Annotated in this window: 17 protein-coding genes; 10 read left to right on the top strand and 7 right to left on the bottom strand. The window is 60.2% G+C overall.

What is annotated here, in order from left to right:
- Positions 1-33 precede the first annotated feature (33 nt).
- From ACMXYI_RS04190 to ACMXYI_RS04165, 6 genes are all read right to left on the bottom strand, one after another.
- The gene (locus ACMXYI_RS04190) at positions 34-915 is read right to left on the bottom strand and encodes a symmetrical bis(5'-nucleosyl)-tetraphosphatase (protein WP_415771802.1); all 882 of its coding nucleotides are present in this window, start codon (positions 913-915) and stop codon (positions 34-36) included.
- Positions 915-1,295 carry a Co2+/Mg2+ efflux protein ApaG gene (gene apaG, locus ACMXYI_RS04185; protein ID WP_415771801.1) on the bottom strand — a complete coding sequence of 127 codons (381 nt, stop codon included), beginning with the start codon at positions 1,293-1,295 and terminating at the stop codon, positions 915-917. Before apaG ends, ACMXYI_RS04190 begins: the two co-directional genes overlap by 1 nt.
- 121 nt (positions 1,296-1,416) lie before the next feature.
- The gene (rsmA, locus tag ACMXYI_RS04180) at positions 1,417-2,235 is read right to left on the bottom strand and encodes a 16S rRNA (adenine(1518)-N(6)/adenine(1519)-N(6))-dimethyltransferase RsmA (protein ID WP_415771800.1); all 819 of its coding nucleotides are present in this window, start codon (positions 2,233-2,235) and stop codon (positions 1,417-1,419) included.
- Entirely contained in the window at positions 2,232-3,221 is a 990-nt protein-coding gene (gene pdxA, locus ACMXYI_RS04175) for a 4-hydroxythreonine-4-phosphate dehydrogenase PdxA (protein WP_415771799.1), read from the bottom strand. The genes rsmA and pdxA overlap by 4 nt, the downstream gene beginning before the upstream one ends.
- Positions 3,218-4,534: a peptidylprolyl isomerase SurA gene (surA, locus tag ACMXYI_RS04170; RefSeq protein WP_415771797.1), complete on the bottom strand. Its 1,317-nt coding sequence runs from the start codon at positions 4,532-4,534 to the stop codon at positions 3,218-3,220. The genes pdxA and surA overlap by 4 nt, the downstream gene beginning before the upstream one ends.
- A complete protein-coding gene (locus tag ACMXYI_RS04165; RefSeq protein ID WP_415771795.1) occupies positions 4,515-7,331 on the bottom strand; it encodes an LPS-assembly protein LptD in 2,817 nt (938 codons plus the stop codon). Before ACMXYI_RS04165 ends, surA begins: the two co-directional genes overlap by 20 nt.
- A gap of 130 nt (positions 7,332-7,461) precedes the next feature.
- On the opposite strand from ACMXYI_RS04165, the gene ACMXYI_RS04160 reads away from it, so the two are divergent.
- Genes ACMXYI_RS04160 through ACMXYI_RS04150 form a run of 3 tightly spaced genes read left to right on the top strand, consistent with a single transcriptional unit; the run spans position 7,462 to position 9,918 of the window.
- A complete protein-coding gene (locus tag ACMXYI_RS04160) occupies positions 7,462-8,481 on the top strand; it encodes an aminoglycoside phosphotransferase family protein (protein ID WP_134420442.1) in 1,020 nt (339 codons plus the stop codon).
- Positions 8,478-9,149 carry an N-acetylmuramate alpha-1-phosphate uridylyltransferase MurU gene (gene murU, locus ACMXYI_RS04155; RefSeq protein ID WP_415771793.1) on the top strand — a complete coding sequence of 224 codons (672 nt, stop codon included), beginning with the start codon at positions 8,478-8,480 and terminating at the stop codon, positions 9,147-9,149. Before ACMXYI_RS04160 ends, murU begins: the two co-directional genes overlap by 4 nt.
- Position 9,150: 1 nt before the next feature.
- Positions 9,151-9,918, top strand: a complete 768-nt coding sequence (locus ACMXYI_RS04150) for a TerB family tellurite resistance protein (protein WP_415771792.1) — start codon at positions 9,151-9,153, stop codon at positions 9,916-9,918.
- Between the two features lie 48 nt (positions 9,919-9,966).
- Here ACMXYI_RS04150 and ACMXYI_RS04145 read toward each other — a convergent pair whose 3' ends face one another.
- On the bottom strand, positions 9,967-10,956 hold the full coding sequence (locus tag ACMXYI_RS04145) for an alpha/beta hydrolase family protein (protein ID WP_415771790.1): 990 nt from the start codon (positions 10,954-10,956) through the stop codon (positions 9,967-9,969).
- 73 nt (positions 10,957-11,029) lie between these two features.
- On the opposite strand from ACMXYI_RS04145, the gene ACMXYI_RS04140 reads away from it, so the two are divergent.
- From ACMXYI_RS04140 to ACMXYI_RS04110, 7 genes are all read left to right on the top strand, one after another.
- Positions 11,030-13,429, top strand: coding sequence for a PAS domain-containing sensor histidine kinase (locus tag ACMXYI_RS04140; protein ID WP_415771788.1), 2,400 nt, complete (start codon positions 11,030-11,032; stop codon positions 13,427-13,429).
- Positions 13,430-14,059: a response regulator gene (locus ACMXYI_RS04135; RefSeq protein WP_003210977.1), complete on the top strand. Its 630-nt coding sequence runs from the start codon at positions 13,430-13,432 to the stop codon at positions 14,057-14,059. It begins immediately after the preceding gene.
- 293 nt (positions 14,060-14,352) lie between these two features.
- Entirely contained in the window at positions 14,353-15,477 is a 1,125-nt protein-coding gene (locus ACMXYI_RS04130; protein ID WP_415771786.1) for an ABC transporter ATP-binding protein, read from the top strand.
- Between the two features lie 49 nt (positions 15,478-15,526).
- Entirely contained in the window at positions 15,527-16,570 is a 1,044-nt protein-coding gene (locus ACMXYI_RS04125; RefSeq protein ID WP_095127226.1) for an ABC transporter substrate-binding protein, read from the top strand.
- Positions 16,571-16,767: 197 nt separating this feature from the next.
- Positions 16,768-18,015, top strand: a complete 1,248-nt coding sequence (locus ACMXYI_RS04120) for an ABC transporter permease (RefSeq protein WP_150658515.1) — start codon at positions 16,768-16,770, stop codon at positions 18,013-18,015.
- A 12-nt stretch (positions 18,016-18,027) separates the two neighbouring features.
- Positions 18,028-18,852 (top strand): ABC transporter permease, encoded by an 825-nt coding sequence (locus ACMXYI_RS04115; RefSeq protein ID WP_149629957.1) that lies wholly within the window; start codon positions 18,028-18,030, stop codon positions 18,850-18,852.
- A gap of 224 nt (positions 18,853-19,076) precedes the next feature.
- Positions 19,077-20,225 carry an iron-containing alcohol dehydrogenase gene (locus tag ACMXYI_RS04110; protein WP_415771784.1) on the top strand — a complete coding sequence of 383 codons (1,149 nt, stop codon included), beginning with the start codon at positions 19,077-19,079 and terminating at the stop codon, positions 20,223-20,225.
- The last annotated feature ends 32 nt before the right edge of the window (positions 20,226-20,257 follow it).

The raw sequence follows: 20,257 nt of genomic DNA, 5'->3' as shown, positions 1-20,257 counted from the left end.
GGCGGGCTCCTGTGGCTCGGCTGAAAGCGCAGTCTAGCGCGGGGCGCTTGCTGACGATGGTTCGGGGATAAGTGCGGCGACTGGTGGCAGTGCAAGGCCATGCTCGTCGCATTTGCAAGACAGGCGTTCACCGCTGTCGACATTCATGAGGGTCAGGGCGCCACCCCAGACACAACCTGTGTCGAGGGCCGAGATGCCCGGCTCATTGCATCGGCCTTCCAGAGCGGCCCAGTGACCGAAGATGATCTTCAGGCCCTTGGTCTTGCGCTCTTTGTGCTGAAACCAGGGTTTGTAGCCCGGTGGCGCATTGTCGAGGCCTTCCTTGCTTTTGAGGTCAAGCTTGCCCTCAGCGGTACAAAACCGCATGCGGGTGAAATAGTTGGTGATCACCCGCAGGCGTGTCACGCCTTTGAGGTCGTTGTCCCATTTCGCCGGATCGTTGCCGTACATGCCATCGAGGTAGGGCGGCAACAGGTTGTCATCGCGCAATGCCGTCTCGACTTCAGCGGCATGCTTCAAGGCCTTGCGCAATGACCACTGGGGCGGAATGCCGGCATGTACCAGGGCGACATCGCGCTGTTCGTCGTAGTGCATGAGCTTTTGCTGACGCAGCCACTCCAGCAGTTCCGCGCAATCGGGCGCTGCGAGAATCTCGAGCAGGGTGTCGGACTTCTTCAGGCGTTCGATGTTTTTCCCGGCGGCCAGCAAGTGCAGGTCATGGTTACCGAGCACGCACACCAGCGATTCGCGGATGCTATAGAGGAAGCGCAAGGTGTCCAGGGACTGCGGGCCACGGTTGACCAGATCGCCGACCAGCCACAGACGATCCCGTGTCGGGTCGAAGGCGACTTGCTTGAGCAGGCATTGCAATGCTTGAAGGCAGCCTTGCAGATCGCCGACGGCATACGTTGCCATCAGTGCAGGGCTCCGGGCACCGCCAGACGGAATGGGGCGATGATGGCGTCGAAGTGTTTGCCGTCATCGGCAACCATTTCATAAGTGCCCTGCATCGTGCCGACCTTGGAGGTCATGACGGTGCCGCTGCTGTAGGTGTGGCTTTCGCCCACGTCGATCAACGGCTGCTGGCCAACCACGCCCGCGCCGCGAACCTCTTCGACATGCCCGTCACCGTCGGTGATCACCCAGTGCCGCGACAACAGCTTGGCCGGTAGCTGGCCATTATTGTGCACGGTGATGGTGTAGGCGAAGGCAAAGCGGTTTTGCTCGGGTTGCGATTGTTCTGCCAGATAGCGGGTGACGACGCTGACGTCGACCTGGTAACGAGGATCGGACATGCAAGAGGCCTTAAACGAAGCGGAACGCGGGGCGTAGCTGATAGAACTCAGTCTAGGCCAAGTATCGGGTAGTAAACCAGACATGAAGGCTGGTGTCCTACCCGATAACGCTCATTGCCTGTCAGTCGGCGGCGGGCGTCTGTAGGACTTGTTCGCTGAGCTTGTCGGCCAGGCGCACGAAGGCGGCCAGATCGAGCTGTTCGGGGCGCAGGCTGCCATCAACGCCGGCGGCTTCGATTTCAGCGTTGCTCAGCAGCAGCTTGAGGGTGTTGCGCAGGGTCTTGCGGCGCTGGTTAAAGGCTTCACGCACGACACGCTCCAACAGCTTGTGATCCTTGGCCGGGTGCGGCAGCACCGCGTGAGGCACCAGGCGCACGATGGCCGAATCGACTTTGGGCGGCGGATTGAACGCGCCCGGGCCAACGTTGAACAGGTGTTCAACCCCGCAGTGATACTGAACCATGATCGACAAGCGACCCCAGTCACCACCACCAGGGCCTGCTGCCAGGCGCTCGACCACTTCCTTTTGCAGCATGAAGTGCATGTCGCGAATCAGGCTGGCGTTATGCAACAGGTGAAAAATCAGCGGCGTAGAGATGTTGTACGGCAGGTTGCCGACCACCCGCAGGCTGTTCGGCGCGGCGTTCAGGCTGGTGAAGTCGAACTTCAGCGCGTCGCCCTGATGCAGGTTGAAATTGCTCTTGCTGGCAAATTGCTGGTTGAGGATCGGGATCAGATCCTTGTCCAGTTCCACCACGTCCAACTGGGCGCCGCTGTTAAGCAGGCCTTGAGTCAGCGCACCCTGGCCAGGGCCGATTTCCAGCAGGCGGTCTTCGGGCTTGGCGTGGATGGCGCGCAGGATGCGGTCGATAACGCCGGCATCGTGCAGGAAGTTCTGGCCGAAGCGCTTGCGCGCACGGTGTTGGTAATGCTCGGTCATAAACGGGTCTCGGCCATCTGGTAGGCGGTTTCCAGGGCGACTTGCAGGCTGCCGGTATCGATTTTGCCGCTGCCGGCCAGGTCCAGGGCAGTGCCGTGGTCGACCGATGTGCGGATGATCGGCAAGCCGAGGGTCACGTTGACTGCCGCGCCGAAGCCTTTGTACTTCAGCACAGGCAGGCCCTGGTCGTGGTACATCGCCAGCACTGCATCGCAGTGCTCCAGATACTTGGGGGTAAACAGAGTGTCGGCGGGCAGGGGGCCACGAAGGTCCATTCCTTCGCCGCGCAGGCGCTCTAATGTAGGTTCGATGATGTCGATTTCTTCATGGCCCAGGTGTCCGCCTTCGCCAGCATGGGGGTTGAGCCCACACACGAGGATGCGTGGCCGGGCAATGCCGAATTTGTCTTGTAGATCGGCGTGCAGGATGCGCGTGACCCGTTCCAGACGCTCCGGCGTGATCGCATCGGCAATCTCGCGAAGAGGCAGGTGAGTGGTGACCAGCGCCACGCGCAATCCGCGAGTGGCGAGCATCATCACCACTTGGGCGGTATGGGTCAGGTCGGCGAGAAATTCGGTGTGCCCGGAAAAGGCGATCCCGGATTCATTGATCACACCCTTGTGCACAGGGGCCGTGATCATGCCGGCAAAATGCCCGTCCAGGCAGCCTTGGCCAGCTCGGGTCAGGGTTTCGAGAACGAAAGCCGCGTTGGCCTTGTTCAGTTGCCCGGCGGTGACCTTGGCGTTGAGCGGTGTATCCCAGACATACAGGCTGTTGGCTGGCGCGGGTACATCCGGCCAGTTGTCCGGGGTGACCGGCAGCAAATCGACAACCACCCCCAGCTGCGCGGCCCGCTCGAGGAGCAGGTCGCGGCTGGTAATGGCAATCAGGGGGTGTGGCTGGGCTTGCGAGGAGAGCAGCAGGCACAGGTCGGGACCTATGCCGGCCGGTTCGCCGGGTGTCAGCGCGAAACGTTTTGGTTTCACTGCGCTGCCTGGTCTGCACCAGGGAGTTTGATCTCTACGTACGCTTCGTCACGGATCTGACGCAGCCAGGTTTGCAGCTCTTCGTCATATTTGCGGTTACGCAATACGGTCATTGCTTGCTGCTCGCGGGCCTGGGTGGTGCTGTCAGTGGCACGACGGCCAAGGACTTCCAGGACATGCCAGCCATATTGGGTCTGGAACGGCTTGGACAGCTGACCTTGTGGGGTCTTGGCCATCACTTCGCGGAACTCGGGAACCAGTGCATTCGGGTCGATCCAGTTCAGGTCGCCGCCGTTGAGGGCGGAACCCGGATCTTCCGAGAAGCTTTTTGCCAGTTCACCGAAATCTTCGCCCGATTCGATACGGGTGTAGAGCGACTCAGCCAGAGCCTTGGTTTTTGCTTCGTCGCGGATCGGGCTAGGTTTGACCAGGATATGACGCACGTGAACTTCGTCACGCGTCTGAGTCTCGCCGCCACGCTTGTCGAGGATCTTCAGGATGATGAAGCCGCCCGGCGTGCGCATTGGCTGGGTAATGTCGCCGACAGTCATGGTGCTCAGCATGCGATCGAACGGAGGTGGCAGTTGACCGGCTTTACGCCAGCCCATGTCGCCACCTTCCAGTGCGGTTTCGCTGGCGGATTTGGCGATTGCCAACTGACCGAAGTCAGCGCCTTGCTTGAGCTGCTGGTAAACCGCGTCTGCCTGTTTGGCTGCATTCTGAATCGCGTCGGAGTTGGCGCTTTCCGGCGTAGGAATCAGGATGTTGGCCAGACGGAATTCTTCGGACAGCTGCATTTTGCCAAGGTCGGAAGCGAGGAAGTTCTTCACTTCCTGTTCGGAAACCTGAATACGCTCGGCCACACGACGCTGACGCACACGGCTGATGACCATCTCGCGGCGAATCTGGTCGCGGGCGTCTTCATAAGACAGACCGTCGCGAGTCAGGGCGGCGCGGAATTGTTCAATCGACATGTTATTGCGCTGGGCAATGGTGCCGACAGCCTGGTTCAGCTCTTCATCGGTAATGCGGATGCCAGAGCGTTCGCCGATCTGCAGTTGCAGGTTTTCGACGATCAGACGCTCGAGCACCTGCTGATCCAGCACGCCGGCCGGCGGTGCGGAGGCACCACGTTTGGCGATGGTTTGCTGAACTTCATGAACCCGTTGGTCCAGTTGGCTCTGCATGACCACGTCGTTATCGACAATGGCCACCACTTTATCGATGGACTGTACCGCGGCGTTCGCCGCGGTACCCAGGAACAGCGCGCCCAGCATCAGCGGGCGCAGACAATCAGAAAGCTTGGTCTTCACGTTCACGATAACCTTGGATGCCTTTGTCGAGGAAGCTCTCTACTTTGGCGCCGGTGAGGCCGCCGAGTCCCTTCAGAACAATTTGTAGGAAAATGCCGTGGTCGCCTTTTTCGTTTTCCGGGGCGTTCTGACTGAACTCGTCATACGAAACCCAGTAACGGTTGATCAGGCGCAGTTTCCAGCAGCAGTTGTCGTACTCGAAACCACCGAATGCTTCCAGAGTACGGTTGCGGTTGTAGTCATACTGCCAGCGGCTGATGGCGTTCCATTGCGGCACGATCGGCCAGATCACCGAGAAGTCGTGCTGTTGGATCTTGTAGTAGTCCTTCACGTAGCCAGGTTGGCCCGGGGTGCCATAGTCACCACCGCCGACTTGCCACTTACCAGTGTTCTGGTCGTAACGGACCTGGTCATTGCGATAGCGATAGCCGGCGTTGATAACCTTGTTCGGGTTGTCTTCAGGTTGGTAGTGGAACATCGCGCTGCCCGAGCGAGGGCTGCGGCTGTCCGGGTCCCAGTTGTAATCGGCCGTGGTGCGCCAATCGCGGTTCCAGCGATATTCGTATTCCAGCGCATACGGCGAGACATTAGCCTGCGCGTCCTGGCGGGTTTTTGCATCAATACCCGGCAATTGAACTTCACGATCCTTGAAATACATGGCCTGGCCGACGCTGATGCGTTGACGTTCGAAGCCATTGTCTTCGATCCAGCGGTTGGTTATGCCCAGAGACAGTTTGTTCTCGTCGCCGACGCGGTCGGAGCCGGAGAAGCGGTTGTCACGGAACAGCGACGCGTAGTTGAAGGTGTATTCGCTGGTGTCGAAGACCGGAATGTCTTCCTGATCCTTTTCAGGGACGTACAGGTAGAACAGGCGCGGTTCGAGGGTCTGGCGATAATTTTTGCCGAACCATTGGGTGTTGCGATCGAAGTACAGGCCGCTGTCGATGCTAGCAATCGGCACGCCACGGTTCTGGTTGCTACCGAAATGACCATTGAGATTTTCAGTCCCGGCTGCAGCTGCGGCTTGATCCTGGGCCACGATCTGGTTTTTGCCGGTGCCGTCCAGGTCCAGTTGGTACTGGGTGTACTGGTACTTGAGCGATGGCTTCAGGAAGCCATAAGTCCAGTCCATCGGCAGGCTGACACCTGGCTTGAGATTCAAACGGTCGCCGTTGGCACGTGCCAGGCCTTGAACGTTGTTATCAAGACGCGGTGCAACGCTACCATCTTCGTTTACGAAGTTACCGTCCTTCAAATCACGGTCAAATCGTACGACTTCTGTCTCGTAGTCGAAATTCAAGCCGCCAGGGTGAGTCGGCAACTGACCATTGAAAGTGATCTGCGGCAAGCGGTCATACGGCGTGATGTCCGAAACGGTCGCGAGCTGATAAGCCTGGGCGTTCACACGAGCGGTGTAGCTGTCGCCACGGTAGGTGACAGAACCCTGCTGGTTCACATAATCGGAGCTTTTAACCCCGATCTGGTCGGTTTCCAGATCCTGGAAGTAATACGGATCGCTGATCTTGGTGTAATCGACTTGAGTCAGAACGCGCGAGTCGAGACCGCCCTTGTGCTGCCAGTTGTACATGTAGCGGTTTTTTTGGTAATCGGTCTGACCACTGCGATCGGTGTCTTCGTCGTTGAGGTACGCGGCGCCGAACTGACCTTCGCTGGACGGGGTCAGGTAACGGAATTCGCCTTCCATCAACAGCCCGTGCTTGCTCATGTAGCGCGGGTACAACGTGGCATCGTAGTTCGGTGCCAGGTTGAAGTAATACGGTGTGACCAGCATGAAGCCGGTATCGCTGCCGGTGCCGATGGTCGGCGGCAGGAAGCCGGACTGGCGACGGTCGTCGATCGGGAAATAGATGTATGGCGTGTACAGAACCGGAATGTCTTTGACCCGCAGCGTCACGTTGGTCGCGGTACCGAAACCGGTGGCCGGGTTCAAGGTGATGTTGTTGCCCTTGAGCTGCCAGGCGTTGCTGTCCGGTTCGCACGTGGTGTACGTACCATCCTTGAGGCGGATGATCGCGTTCTCGGCACGTTTGGCGTACAGCGCATTACCGCGGATACGGGATTTGTGCATGACGTATTCGGCGTTGTCGACCTTGGCTTCACCGGTGTCGAGCTGCACGTCGGCGTGGTCGCCCACGATCAGCGCGCCGTTGTCGCGAACTCGGACGTTGCCGCTCAGTTCGCCACGGCTCTCGGCCTGGTAGAGGTTCGCTTCGTCGGCTTCAACCTGCATGCTGCCCTGACGCATGACCACGTCACCCGCCAGGGTCGCGACCTGCTCATCCTGCTTATAGCGAGAGGCTTTGGCGCCGAGAAAGGTCGGAGCGTCACTTTTATTCGTCTTGTCATTCATGCCAGGACGAATCGGTTCGATATAGGAACCAGCGCAGTAAGGACCGGTTTCGGCCAATTGCGCTGCAGTGAGCTTCTCGCGCGGAACCCAGTCGAGGTGACTGTAGTCTTCGCTACGCGACTTCAGGCCACGGCCCTTGGATTCGGTCACCAGCACAGGCTTGGCGCCGGTGTCTTGACTGGAACCGCTGTCGGCCGGAGTCTCACCGCTCGTGCTTACCGCCGCACTGCCGTCATGGACGGGACGCGGTGGCAGCGCAGCTGCTGGAGATTTTGGCGCACAGTTCCAGGCACCCGAAGCAGAGACTGAGCAGTCATACTGTTCCGCGGCGACCACGAACGAAGTGGCTAGAGGTTGCAGGGCCAGCAGACTGCCGGTAACCAACAACGGAAATTTTTTACGAAACGCGGGGGATTTCAATGCCATCTTATTAGTCCGGGCTTCCTGCGTGCCATCTGCCCGCGGTGTGGGCCGCACGCCTCTCGATGGTCTGAAAAAGATGCTGGATAATAAAGCATGACCCGCTTGACGGCTAGCGCCGTCGGAGACCCTTGCAATGCCTGACCAAGATGTACGTTTGCAACACCTGAAAGTTTGGCTCGATGAGCAATTGGCTGCCCTCTTTGCAGAACAGGGTTGGGGTGCCGTACCCCCGGCCACGTTGACCGCGGCCAGTAGCGATGCGAGTTTTCGACGTTATTTCCGCTGGGAAGGCGAGGGCAGAAGCTTCGTCGTTATGGACGCGCCACCCCCCCAGGAAAACTGTAAACCCTTCGTGGATATCGCTTTTTTGCTGGCGAAATCCGGAATAAATGTTCCGAAAATTTATGCCGAAGACCTCGAACGTGGTTTTCTTTTGCTCAATGACCTGGGCAACAAGACTTACCTGGACGTGATCGACAGCGAAAATGCCGACGATTTGTTCAAGGATGCCCTGCAAGCGCTGCTGGCTTTTCAGCAGTTGCCGATGGTTGCACCGCTGCCAAGTTATGACGTGGCGCTGCTGCGTCGCGAGCTGGAATTGTTCCCCGAGTGGTACGTGAAGCGCGAGTTGGGCATCGAGTTCGACTCGGCGCAGCAAATGCTCTGGCAGAACGTGACTGAGCTATTGATCGACAGCGCGCTGGCCCAGCCCAAAGTGCTGGTGCACCGCGACTACATGCCGCGCAACCTGATGCTCAGCGAGCCAAATCCCGGTGTGCTGGATTTCCAGGACGCAGTCTATGGTCCCGTGACCTACGACGTGACCTGCCTGTTCAAGGACGCGTTCCTCAGCTGGCCCGAGGAGCGTGTGCGTGGTTGGCTGGAAGCTTACTGGCAGCAAGCGGGTGATCTCGGGATCCCGGTTCAGCCAGACTTCGAAGATTTCCTGCGTGCCAGTGACTTGATGGGCGTGCAGCGCCACCTGAAGGTGATCGGCATCTTTGCCCGCATCTGCCACCGCGACGGCAAGCCGCGCTATCTTGGCGATGTACCGCGCTTCTTTGCTTATATAGACGCCGTGATCGCCCGCCGTCCTGAACTGGCCGAGCTGGATGTGTTGCTGCTGAGTCTGCGTGCTGGAGCGAATGCATGAAGGCAATGATTCTGGCAGCAGGCAAAGGCGAACGCATGCGCCCGCTGACCTTGACCACGCCGAAACCGCTGGTTCGCGCGGGCGGTATACCGTTGATCGAGTATCACTTGAAAGCCTTGGCGGTGGCGGGGTTTACCGAGGTGGTGATCAACCATGCCTGGCTCGGCCAGTTGATCGAAAACTACCTGGGTGATGGCTCGCAATACGGCGTGCGTATTCAGTATTCGCCGGAAGGTGAGCCACTGGAAACCGGAGGCGGGATTTTCCGCGCGCTGCCGTTGCTGGGTAACGAGGCCTTTATGGTGGTCAACGGTGACATCTGGACCGACTACGACTTCAGCGCGTTGCACCAACCCATCACCGGGCTGGCGCATTTGGTGTTGGCGGATAACCCTGCACATCATCCGACCGGCGATTTCAGCCTGATCGACGGGCAAGTCCGCGACGGTCAACCGGACACTGCAACCCTCACTTACAGCGGCATCGCGGTCCTGCACCCGCAGCTGTTCGACGGTTGCTCCGCCGGCGCCTTCAAGCTTGCACCGTTGCTGCGCAAGGCCATGGCCGATGGACAAGTCACCGGCGAGCACTTGAATGGACATTGGGTGGATGTTGGCACTCACGAGCGTCTGGCTGAAGTCGAAACCCTGTTAGAAGCGAGACGCTGACATGTTGTGGCCAGGGACTCTGATTGGAGCCGGAGCGGGCTTTTACATCGCCAGCATTCCGGGGGCCATGCTGGGCGCCTTGCTGGGGCAGGTGCTGGATCGGCACTTGCACATACAGAGCTGGGCGCACTTGCGAGAAAAGCTCGGTGGCCGCTCGGTGCTGCGCAACGATGAGCTGCTGTTTGTGTTGTTGGGACGGCTGGCCAAGAGCGATGGACGGGTGGTGGAAGGCCACATCCAGCAGGCCCGCCAGGAAATGCGTTCTCTGGACATGACCGAGTCGGCCCAACTCCGGGCCATTGCCGCGTTCAATCGCGGCAAGTCGGGAGATGACCGGTTGCGCGGTTATTTGCGCCGCTTGAGCGCCCAGCCCCATGCGGCCGAAGGCGTCTTGCGCGCCTGTTGGCGGATGATCTGGGCGGATGGCCGCGCCGGTAGCGCTGAGCGAGAGCTGATCAGGCAGTGGGGTAAATGGCTGGGCTGGACGTCGCGGCAGGTGCAGGCGCTGTCGGCCGATTACGAGCAGCACAAGTTTGCACAGGCCAGCAGCGCGTTGACCTATCAAGATGCTCTGCGGCTTTTGGGCGTTTCGGCGACCAGCGAGCCGGCGCAGATCAAGCATGCTTATCGACGCCTGCTGAGTCGCCATCACCCGGACAAGATCGCTGGCAGCGGTGCGACGGCGCTGCAGGTGCGCGAAGCCACTGACAAGACTCGCGAACTGCATAGCGCCTACACATTGATTCGCGAGCGGCGGGATTTTCGGTAGTGGCCCCGGAAGATCAGAAGATCGCAGGCTGCGGTCTTTTGCTTTTGCTTAATTCGCGTTCTGTGGATTCAACCAGCCCCGTACCCGACGGAACAGCTGCTCTTGCTCAGCCTTGGAATTACCCGGCAAAGCCTTGAGCGAGACCTGGCTGAACCCTGAAGTCTTCAACCGTTTGCTGGCTTGCAAGCGTTCCAGCGCCAGGTTGCGATCCAGCGGCTTGTCCATATAGAAGATGTCTGCGGTGGGCAGCTTCAGGGTCGGTGTCAGTTCGACCAGCTCTGGCTTGGCTTTCGCCGGCATCTGAGCGGCGACCATCACAAACTTCTCCACTTGCGAGGGCTGCTTCTCGCTCAGGTAGCGCGCGGCCCAGTAGGCGCCAGTGCCATGCCCCAGCACGACAATGCGGCGAGCGCTTTGCTGTTCGGCGTAGGCAATCGCGGCGTCGATGCGGGCGAAGATTCGTTCGGCGTCGGCTTTGGCCTGTTCCTCGGTGGTTTCGGTGATCGCCTTGTCCGCCACCTCCGCTTCACCGCCTGCCGCTTGTTCGATGGGCGCGGCGGTGGTCGAGTCTTTGCTGCTGGTGTCAGGGGCTTTTGGTGTGGGTGCCACTTCTACGATACGCGGCGCAATGGCATCGCTTTGCAGGTCCGGCAAGGTGATACTCAGGCTGCTCCACTCGGCGTCCGGCAATTTACGTCGCAATGGACCTATTGCTTGCGGCCAGTCAACGGTTTCGCCGGCGCCCGGGATGATAATCACCGCGCCTTTGGGGTCGCCGGTATTGGCCGGTTTCCACAAGGCCAGAAACGTGTCGCTGCCCGCTTGCAGTTGCTGCTGCTCCTGGGCAGGAATCTGTCGCTCAAGGGCGTTTGCTTCTTCCTGACTACGCTCAAGCAGTGGCTGGCGCTCGACCGGTTTTTCTTCGGTGGGTGTTTCCGTTGCGGCAGGTACCGGGTCGGCGGCCTCGACAGAAAAGGCGCAAGGCAGGATCAGCGACAGGCACAATGCTGGCAGTGCCAGGCGGTAGACAGGGGGCATCGGATATTCCAGGCCAGAAGTTATTCCGGCAGCCTAATGGGTTGGTCAGTATTTGTCAGTGTGTGAGATTTCGATGATGCGTTTTCGCTGCCTGTGGGTTATCGGCTGTTTGTGGTTTCCCTTGATGGGCTGGGCGGCTCCCGCGCCACCGGCGCATGTCGCGCAATTGTCCGCGGGCCAGCAGCAATGGCTGGCGCAGCATGGCGAATTGCGTGTGGGGCTGGTGTTGCAGGTGCCCTACGCCCAATACGATCGCCGCTTGCAGCGTTTGTCCGGGGTCAATGTCGAGCTGATGAAGTGGCTGGCCAAGGCGCTTAAAGTCGAGCTGAGCTGGCGCAACTTTCCCGACCTGGCGCAGCTGGAAGCCGCCGCGCGCGAGGGTGAAATCGACATCGCTCCGGGGCTGACCCAAACCCCCGGCGGTCTGCGGCTCTGGCAGTTTTCCGACCCGTATATGCGGGTGCCGCAATTGGTGGTCAGCGACCAGAAAAGCACCGGCGTGGTAGAGCTGGAAAAACTCGACAGCCAGACCCGCGTCGCCGTGCGCATGCCCGGCGCCACCGCTGATTACCTGCGCAGCAATTACCCACACTTGAACCTTCAAGGCGTGCCGATCGAGCGCCAGGCACTGCAACTGTTGTTGAGTCAGCAGGCCAGTTACGCCGTGGTCGACGAAGCGCAGCTGGGACGTTTGTCCGCCGAACCTGAGTTCGCCGGGCTGGTGGTGGTCGGTGATATCGGCCTGCCGCAACTGTTGCGGGTGGCCACGCGCCGGGATTGGCCGGAACTGGCCGGCATCGTCGAAAGCGCGTTGCGGGCGATCCCGGCCAAGGACCTGGAGCAGCTGCATAACCAATGGCTTCAACCCAAATACCCGCGGCTGACTGAGTCCCCGGGTTTCTGGCAAAACCTCTGTCTGTTGTTGGCGGTGCTGATGCTGAGCAGCATGGCCATCGTGTTCTGGCAGCGTCGGCAGCAGCACAGTCTTGAGCATCGTTTGCGGGCCGCGCGCGAAGACATTGCCCTGCGTGTCGCCAGCGAAGAAGCCTTGAGCCTCACGCAGTTTTCCATCGACCAGAGCACCGTCGGCATCCTTTGGGTCAACTGGGACAGCCATGTGCGCTACGCCAATCGCGCTGCCGAAACCATGCTGGGGTATCCGGCGGGCGGGATCATTGATCGGCCGCTGATCGACTTCGAGCCTGGTTTGCACATGGATCGCTGGCTGAATCTGTGGAAACGCGCCCGGGCCAGCGAGGAAGGCCCGCAAAGTTTCGAAACCAACTGCATACGGGCGGATGGCAGCAATCTGCCGGTGGACGTTTCGCTGAGTTTTTTGCGGTTTCGCGACGGCGAATACCTGGTGGTTTACCTCAACGACGTCACCGAGCGCCGTCGTGCATTGGCCGCCTTGCAGGAAAGCGAGGCGCGCCTGCAAGGGATTGCCGCCAACGTTCCAGGGCTGGTCTTTCGTCTGGAACGGGCACCGGTGACGGGGCAGATCGACTTTGCCTACATCAGTGAAGGCAGCGAGAGCCTGGTCGGTTACTCGCCGGCCACTCTGGCCCATCGCGACAAAGGCCTGCGCAGCCTGGTGCACCCGGACGACAAGGCCAGTTATCACCAAACCCAGGACCATGCGCTGGATACCGACAGTGACTGGTCGTGGCAGGGACGGATTCTGACTCGATCCGGCGAACAGCGCTGGGCCGAAATCAAAGCCATCACCCGCCGACTCGAAGACGGCGCCTATGTCTGGGACGGGATCGTTTGGGACATCAGCGAGAGCAAACGCATCGAACTGGAACTGGCCAGCTCTCGCGAACAGTTGCGTGAGTTGTCCGCGCACCTGGAGAGCGTGCGGGAAGAGGAAAAGGCGCGAATCGCCCGGGAAGTTCACGACGAACTGGGTCAGATGCTCACCGTGCTGAAGCTGGAAACCTCCATGTGTGAACTGGCTTACGCCCAGCTCGATCCCGGTCTGAATGAACGCTTGAACAGCATGAAGCGACTGATAGCGCAGCTGTTCCAACTGGTTCGCGATGTCGCCACGGCACTGCGGCCACCGATTCTCGACGCCGGGATCGCCTCGGCCATCGAGTGGCAGGCCCGTCGATTCGAGGCGCGCACGCAGATTCCGTGTCTGGTGCAGGTGCCGGAGAATCTGCCAGTGCTCAGTGATGCCAAGGCGATTGGCCTGTTCCGGATCCTTCAGGAAGCGCTGACCAATGTCATGCGCCATGCCCAGGCGCATACTGTCGAGCTGACATTGGCGCTGGAAGGCGACGAGTTGTGTCTGACCGTAAGCGATGATGGCGTAGGATTTGTCCCCGCCACCGGTAGGTCAACATCCTTCGGGGTGGTCGGCATGCGCGAACGAGTGTTGATCATGGGCGGGCAGTTGTCGCTTGAGAGTGAACCGGGTGAAGGCACGACCTTGAGCGTGCGAGTGCCGCTGGATGAGGAGAAGTAAGTGATCCGTGTACTGGTAGCTGAAGACCACACCATCGTCCGCGAAGGCATCAAGCAATTGATCGGCCTGGCCAAGGATTTGCTGGTGGTAGGGGAGGCGAGCAATGGTGAGCAGTTGCTCGAGACGTTGCGCCATGTTCCTTGCGAAGTGGTCTTGCTGGACATCTCCATGCCTGGGGTTAACGGCCTGGAGGCGATTCCGCGGATTCGCGCGCTGAACAATCCGCCGGCGATTCTGGTGTTGTCGATGCACGACGAAGCGCAAATGGCCGCCCGTGCGTTGAAGGTCGGCGCCGCGGGCTACGCGACCAAGGATAGCGATCCGGCGCTGCTGTTGACGGCGATCCGCAAGGTCGCGGCGGGCGGGCGCTACATCGACCCGGACCTGGCCGACCGCATGGTCTTTGAAGTCGGTCTGACTGATTCGCGGCCGTTGCACTCGTTGCTGTCTGAGCGCGAATTCTCGGTGTTCGAACGCCTGGCCCAGGGCGCCAACGTCAACGACATCGCCCAGCAACTGGCCTTGAGCAGCAAAACCATCAGCACCCACAAAGCGCGGCTGATGCAGAAACTCAACATCACCTCCCTGGCGGAGCTGGTGAAGTACGCGATGGAGCACAAACTCCTCTAACACATCGTATTCCGCTGATTCACTGCAACCCCCTGTGGGAGCGAGCTTGCTCCCACAGGGATAGTGGTCGCATGCCCATTTACGACATCCTGCAAAGCCGCTTTTGCCCGTTCTTGCGGCTTTGCAGCTTCAAGATTGCCGCTGCCCCTATCCATCCCCGCCATCCTTGTAGGGCAATCCCTACCCCCAACCTTCCATCCTGCTGAGGCCATTCTCTCCTGCGCCCCGATTTGCGTGGTCAGCAGTGTCCACTAGGCTTAGTCCACAGCAGTCATCACAACAAAGGTGTGGGTATGAGCCAGGTCGATTCAAACGCAGGGGCCAGCGATATTCTGGTCAGCTTTCGTGGAGTACAAAAAAGCTACGACGGCGAGAACCTGATCGTCAAAGACCTCAACCTGGAGATTCGCAAAGGCGAATTCCTCACCTTGCTCGGGCCGTCCGGCTCCGGCAAGACCACCAGCCTGATGATGCTCGCCGGTTTCGAAACGCCGACTGCTGGCGAAATCCAGCTGGCCGGGCGTTCCATCAACAACGTGCCGCCGCACAAGCGCGACATCGGCATGGTGTTCCAGAACTACGCATTGTTCCCGCACATGACCGTTGCCGAAAACCTGGCATTCCCGCTGACCGTGCGCGGCCTGAACAAGAGCGATGTCAGCGACAAGGTCAAAAAAGTCCTGAGCATGGTGCAGCTCGACACCTTCGCCCAGCGTTATCCGGCGCAACTGTCCGGCGGTCAGCAGCAGCGTGTGGCCCTGGCCCGGGCGTTGGTGTTCGAACCACAACTGGTGCTGATGGACGAACCCCTCGGTGCACTCGACAAACAACTGCGTGAACACATGCAGATGGAGATCAAGCACCTGCACCAGCGCCTCGGCGTGACCGTGGTCTACGTGACCCACGACCAGGGCGAAGCCCTGACCATGTCCGATCGCGTGGCCGTGTTCCACCAGGGCGAGATCCAGCAGATCGCGCCGCCGCGCACCCTCTACGAAGAGCCGAAAAACACCTTCGTCGCCAACTTTATCGGCGAGAACAACCGCCTCAACGGCCGCTTGCACAGCCACACCGGCGATCGCTGCGTGGTTGAGTTGGGGCGCGGTGAAAAGGTTGAAGCCCTGGCGGTCAACGTCGGCAAGACCGGCGAACCCGTCACGCTGTCGATTCGCCCCGAGCGCATCAGCCTCAACGGCGCAAGCGATCAATGCGTCAACCGCTTCTCTGGGCGGGTGGAGGAATTCATCTATCTGGGCGACCACGTCCGGGTTCGCCTGGAAGTCTGCGGCAAGACCGATTTTTTTGTGAAACAACCGATTGCCGAGCTCGATCCCGCGCTGACCGTCGGCGACGTGGTACCGCTTGGCTGGCAGGTCGAACACGTTCGCGCGCTCGACCCACTTCTAGAGGCGAACTGATCGCCCCCTGCTACACCAACACCAACCCTGCACGTGGAGAGAACAATAAATGTTGAGATCCCTGAAATTCACCGCTTTGGTCATGGGCATGATCGGCGCGGCACACGCAATGGCGGCGGGCCCGGACCTGACCGTGGTGTCCTTTGGCGGGGCGAACAAGGCCGCGCAGGTCAAAGCCTTCTATGCACCGTGGGAAGCGGCAGGCAACGGCAAAATCGTGGCGGGCGAGTACAACGGCGAAATGGCCAAGGTCAAAGCCATGGTCGACACCAAGAGCGTGTCCTGGGACCTGGTAGAAGTTGAATCGCCAGAATTGTCCCGTGGTTGCGACGAAGACATGTTCGAGCAGCTTGATCCGAAGTTGTTCGGCAAGTCCGAAGACTACGTCAAAGGCGCCATCCAGCCATGCGGCGTGGGCTTCTTCGTGTGGTCGACCGTGCTGGCCTACAACGCCGACAAACTGGCTTCCGCACCGACCAGCTGGGTGGATTTCTGGGACACCAAGAAATTCCCGGGCAAACGTGGCCTGCGTAAAGGCGCCAAATACACCCTTGAATTCGCTCTGATGGCCGACGGCGTTGCGCCGAAAGACGTCTACAAAGTACTGGCCGGCAAGGATGGTCAGGACCGCGCGTTCAAGAAGCTTGATGAGCTGAAGCCAAGCATCCAGTGGTGGGAAGCCGGCGCGCAACCGCCGCAATACCTCGCTTCCGGCGACGTGGTCATGAGCTCGGCCTACAACGGCCGGATCGCTGCCGTGCAGAAAGAAAGCAACCTGAAAGTCGTGTGGAACGGCGGTATCTACGACTTTGACGCATGGGCTATCCCGAAAGGTCTGGATAAAGCACGCGCTGAAGCGGCGAAGAAATTCATCGCGTTCTCGGTGGCGCCGCAGCAGCAAAAGACCTACTCGGAAAACATCGCCTACGGCCCGGCCAACATTCAAGCCGTACCGTTGCTGGCCAAGGATGTCCTGAAAGACATGCCAACCACCCCGGAAAACATCGCCAACCAGGTGCAGATCGACGTCAGCTTCTGGGCTGACAACGGTGAGCAACTGGAACAGCGCTTCAATTCCTGGGCTGCGAAGTAAGCAAGTCACACGGGACGACGGTTCACCGGATGATCGTTCCCACGCTCTGCGTGGGAATGCCGCCCGGGACGCTCCGCGTCCCTGTGACGCAGAGCGTCACTGGATGCGTTCCCACGCAGAGCGTGGGAACGATCAGTACCAAAAGTTCGAGGTGGCGTTGCCACCTTTGCAATGACCAAAGATTTCCGGAGTACGCCATGGCCACCGCCATTCCCCTGAACGCGGGCACCGACCCCACCTTGAAGCAGCGGCTCAAGCACGCCGAGCGGATCAACCGCTGGAAAGCACAAGCCTTGATCGCGCCGTTGGTGCTGTTTCTGTTGCTGGTGTTCCTGGTGCCCATCGTGGCGCTGCTCTACAAAAGCGTTGGTAACCCGGAAGTGGTCGGCGGCATGCCGCGCACCGTGGCGGCTATCGCCAGTTGGGATGGCCGAGGCCTGCCCGCTGAACCGGTTTACAAGGCGGCCAGCGAAGACCTCGCTGAAGCCCGCAAGAATCAGACCCTGGGCGACCTGTCCAAGCGCTTGAACATGGAGTTGGCCGGCTACCGGAGCCTGCTGACCAAAACTGCACGTGCCTTACCGTTCGCCACCGAGCCGGCCTCTTACAAAGAAGCGCTGGAAGGTCTCGACGAGCGCTGGGGCGACCCGGCCTACTGGCAAGCCGTGCGCCGCAACACCAGCAGCATCACGCCTTATTACTTGCTGGCGGCGGTCGATCACCGTATCGACGACCTCGGCGAAATCGCCCCGGCCACGCCCGATCAGGCGATCTACCTCGACATCTTCGCCCGGACCTTCTGGATGGGGCTGATCATCACCGTGATCTGCCTGCTGCTGGCGTATCCGCTGGCCTACTTGCTGGCGAACTTGCCATCACGTCAAAGCAACCTGCTGATGATCCTGGTGCTACTACCATTCTGGACCTCGATTCTGGTGCGGGTCGCCGCATGGATCGTGTTGCTGCAATCGGGTGGCTTGATCAACAGCGGTCTGATGGCCATGGGCATCATCGATAAACCGCTGGAGCTGGTGTTCAACCGCACCGGGGTTTACATCTCCATGGTGCACATCCTGCTGCCGTTCATGATTCTGCCGATCTACAGCGTGATGAAAGGCATCTCGCCGACCTACATGCGTGCGGCGATTTCCCTCGGCTGCCATCCGTTTGCCAGTTTCTGGCGGGTGTACTTCCCGCAGACCTATGCCGGTGTCGGCGCCGGTTGCCTGCTGGTGTTCATCCTCGCGATTGGCTACTACATCACCCCGGCCTTGCTGGGCAGCCCGAACGATCAGATGGTCAGTTACTTCGTCGCCTTCTACACCAACACCAGCATCAACTGGGGCATGGCGACCGCACTCGGTGGGCTGCTGCTGTTGGCGACCGTGGTGCTTTATCTGATTTACAGCTGGCTGGTGGGCGCCAGTCGCCTGCGCCTGAGCTAAGGGGAGAACGAAATGCTGAGTCCTTATATGTCGCCCATTGAGCGGGTGTGGTTCTACAGCTTGCGCATTCTCTGCGGGCTGGTCCTGTTGTTCCTGATTCTGCCGGTGCTGGTGATCATCCCGCTGTCGTTCAACTCCGGGAGCTTTCTGGTGTACCCGTTGCAAGGCTTTTCGCTGCACTGGTACCAGGACTTCTTCGCTTCGGCCGAGTGGATGCGTTCGCTGAAGAACAGCATCATCGTTGCTCCGGCGGCGACTGTGTTGGCGATGATCTTCGGTACGCTGGCGGCCATCGGCCTGACGCGGGGCGACTTCCCCGGTAAGGCGCTGGTGATGGCGCTGGTGATTTCGCCGATGGTGGTACCGGTGGTGATCATTGGTGTGGCCAGCTATCTGTTCTTTGCGCCACTGGGTCTGGGTAACAGCTTCTTCTCGCTGATCGTGGTGCATGCGGTGTTGGGTGTGCCGTTTGTGATCATCACGGTGTCGGCGACCTTGCAGGGGTTCAACCAGAACCTGGTGCGTGCTGCTGCGAGCCTGGGTGCTTCGCCGCTGACGGCGTTCCGTCGGGTGACACTGCCGCTGATTGCGCCTGGCGTGATCTCCGGTGCGCTGTTTGCCTTCGCCACTTCGTTCGATGAAGTGGTGGTGACGCTGTTCCTCGCCGGACCTGAACAAGCGACATTGCCACGGCAGATGTTCAGCGGGATTCGTGAAAACCTCAGCCCGACCATCGCCGCCGCCGCAACGCTGCTGATCGCCTTCTCGGTGATCCTGCTGCTGACCCTGGAATGGCTGCGTGGCCGTAGCGAGAAACTGCGTACCGCCCAGGTCTGACCCACCCGCAATGATCGTTCCCACGCTCCGCGTGGGAATGCAGCCCGGGACGCTCCGCGTCCCATCGAGAGCCGAACGCGGAGCGTCCGTTGAGGCATTCCCACGCAGAGCGTGGGAACGATCGGTAGGCTACGGGTATGGTCATTCATGGCCTGAATAGCAGACAAACTCCAATCCCCAGCTACTCTTGTGCCCAGCTCCCCTATCTATAAGAGGCTGCGCACATGGGTCTTTCCTCTTTCAAAATCGCTCACAAACTGATCACCGGCGCCGGTGCCATCGAGCAACTGGCGGCTGAACTGACTCGCCTGGACATCGACAACCCGCTGATCGTCACCGATGCCGCACTGGTCAAGTCCGGCACGGTCGAGCTGGCGCTGGCGCAGCTGGGCGACCGAACCTACGAAATCTTCGACCGTGTGTTGCCAGACCCGGAAATCGCCATCGTCGAAGACTGCATGCGGGTCTACCGCGAGGGCGGGCATGACGGGCTTATCGGCCTGGGCGGCGGCAGTGCGATCGACATTGCCAAAAGCGTCGCGGCCTACGCCGGTTACCACGGAGAACTGGAGGATCTGTTCGGCATCGATCAGGTGCCGCGCAAAGGCCCGCCGCTGATCGCCATTCCGACCACCGCCGGTACCGGCTCGGAAGTCACTAACGTGGCGATCCTCTCCGACAAGGTCGCGCAGCTGAAGAAAGGCATCGTCAGCGACTATCTATTACCGGACGTGGCGCTGGTCAGCCCGCAAATGACCCTGACCTGTCCGCGCAGTGTCACTGCCGCCAGTGGCGTCGATGCACTGGTGCACGCCATCGAATCCTATCTGTCGCTCAACGCCTCACCGATTACCGACGCGCTGGCCATCGGCGCCATCAAGCTCATCGCCAAGGCGCTGCCGAAGGCCTATGCCAATCCGTCCAATCTCCAGGCCCGCGAAGACATGGCCACCGCCAGCCTGATGGCCGGTATGGCGTTTGGTAATGCCGGGGTCGGCGCGGTGCACGCGCTGGCGTATCCGCTCGGCGGCCGTTTCAACATTGCCCATGGCGTCAGCAACGCTTTGCTGCTGCCGTATGTCATGACCTGGAACAAAATGGCCTGCGTGGAGCGCATGCAAGATATCGCCGAGGCCATGGGGGTGAAGACCACTCATCTGAGCGCCAACGCCGCGGCGGACAAGGCCGTAGAGGCGATGACCGAGTTGTGCGCTGCGGTGGAAATCCCGCCGGGCCTGCGCAGCTTCGGCGTTCCCGAAGACGCCATCCCGGCCATGGCCGTGGAGGCGGCGGGAATTGAGCGCCTGATGCGCAACAATCCGCGCAAATTGAGTGCCGTCGATATCGAGAAGATCTACCGAGCGGCGTACTGATCATCGCGGCCACGTCGCGCGGGTCAAAGCAT

This window comes from Pseudomonas lyxosi, assembly GCF_047758685.1.
GTDB classification, from domain to species: domain Bacteria; phylum Pseudomonadota; class Gammaproteobacteria; order Pseudomonadales; family Pseudomonadaceae; genus Aquipseudomonas; species Aquipseudomonas lyxosi.
This window is presented reverse-complemented; position numbering and strand designations above follow the sequence as displayed.

Excerpts from the sequence above, each read along its gene's own strand:
- rsmA (WP_415771800.1), bottom strand. The coding sequence starts at position 2,235 with ATGACCGAGCATTACCAACACCGTGCGCGCAAGCGCTTCGGCCAGAAC.
- ACMXYI_RS04110 (WP_415771784.1), top strand. The coding sequence starts at position 19,077 with ATGGGTCTTTCCTCTTTCAAAATCGCTCACAAACTGATCACCGGCGCC.
- ACMXYI_RS04165 (WP_415771795.1), bottom strand. The coding sequence starts at position 7,331 with ATGGCATTGAAATCCCCCGCGTTTCGTAAAAAATTTCCGTTGTTGGTT.
- ACMXYI_RS04150 (WP_415771792.1), top strand. The coding sequence starts at position 9,151 with ATGTTGTGGCCAGGGACTCTGATTGGAGCCGGAGCGGGCTTTTACATC.
- ACMXYI_RS04145 (WP_415771790.1), bottom strand. The coding sequence starts at position 10,956 with ATGCCCCCTGTCTACCGCCTGGCACTGCCAGCATTGTGCCTGTCGCTG.
- ACMXYI_RS04115 (WP_149629957.1), top strand. The coding sequence starts at position 18,028 with ATGCTGAGTCCTTATATGTCGCCCATTGAGCGGGTGTGGTTCTACAGC.
- murU (WP_415771793.1), top strand. The coding sequence starts at position 8,478 with ATGAAGGCAATGATTCTGGCAGCAGGCAAAGGCGAACGCATGCGCCCG.
- ACMXYI_RS04160 (WP_134420442.1), top strand. The coding sequence starts at position 7,462 with ATGCCTGACCAAGATGTACGTTTGCAACACCTGAAAGTTTGGCTCGAT.
- ACMXYI_RS04125 (WP_095127226.1), top strand. The coding sequence starts at position 15,527 with ATGTTGAGATCCCTGAAATTCACCGCTTTGGTCATGGGCATGATCGGC.
- ACMXYI_RS04190 (WP_415771802.1), bottom strand. The coding sequence starts at position 915 with ATGGCAACGTATGCCGTCGGCGATCTGCAAGGCTGCCTTCAAGCATTG.
- apaG (WP_415771801.1), bottom strand. The coding sequence starts at position 1,295 with ATGTCCGATCCTCGTTACCAGGTCGACGTCAGCGTCGTCACCCGCTAT.
- ACMXYI_RS04130 (WP_415771786.1), top strand. The coding sequence starts at position 14,353 with ATGAGCCAGGTCGATTCAAACGCAGGGGCCAGCGATATTCTGGTCAGC.
- ACMXYI_RS04120 (WP_150658515.1), top strand. The coding sequence starts at position 16,768 with ATGGCCACCGCCATTCCCCTGAACGCGGGCACCGACCCCACCTTGAAG.
- ACMXYI_RS04140 (WP_415771788.1), top strand. The coding sequence starts at position 11,030 with ATGATGCGTTTTCGCTGCCTGTGGGTTATCGGCTGTTTGTGGTTTCCC.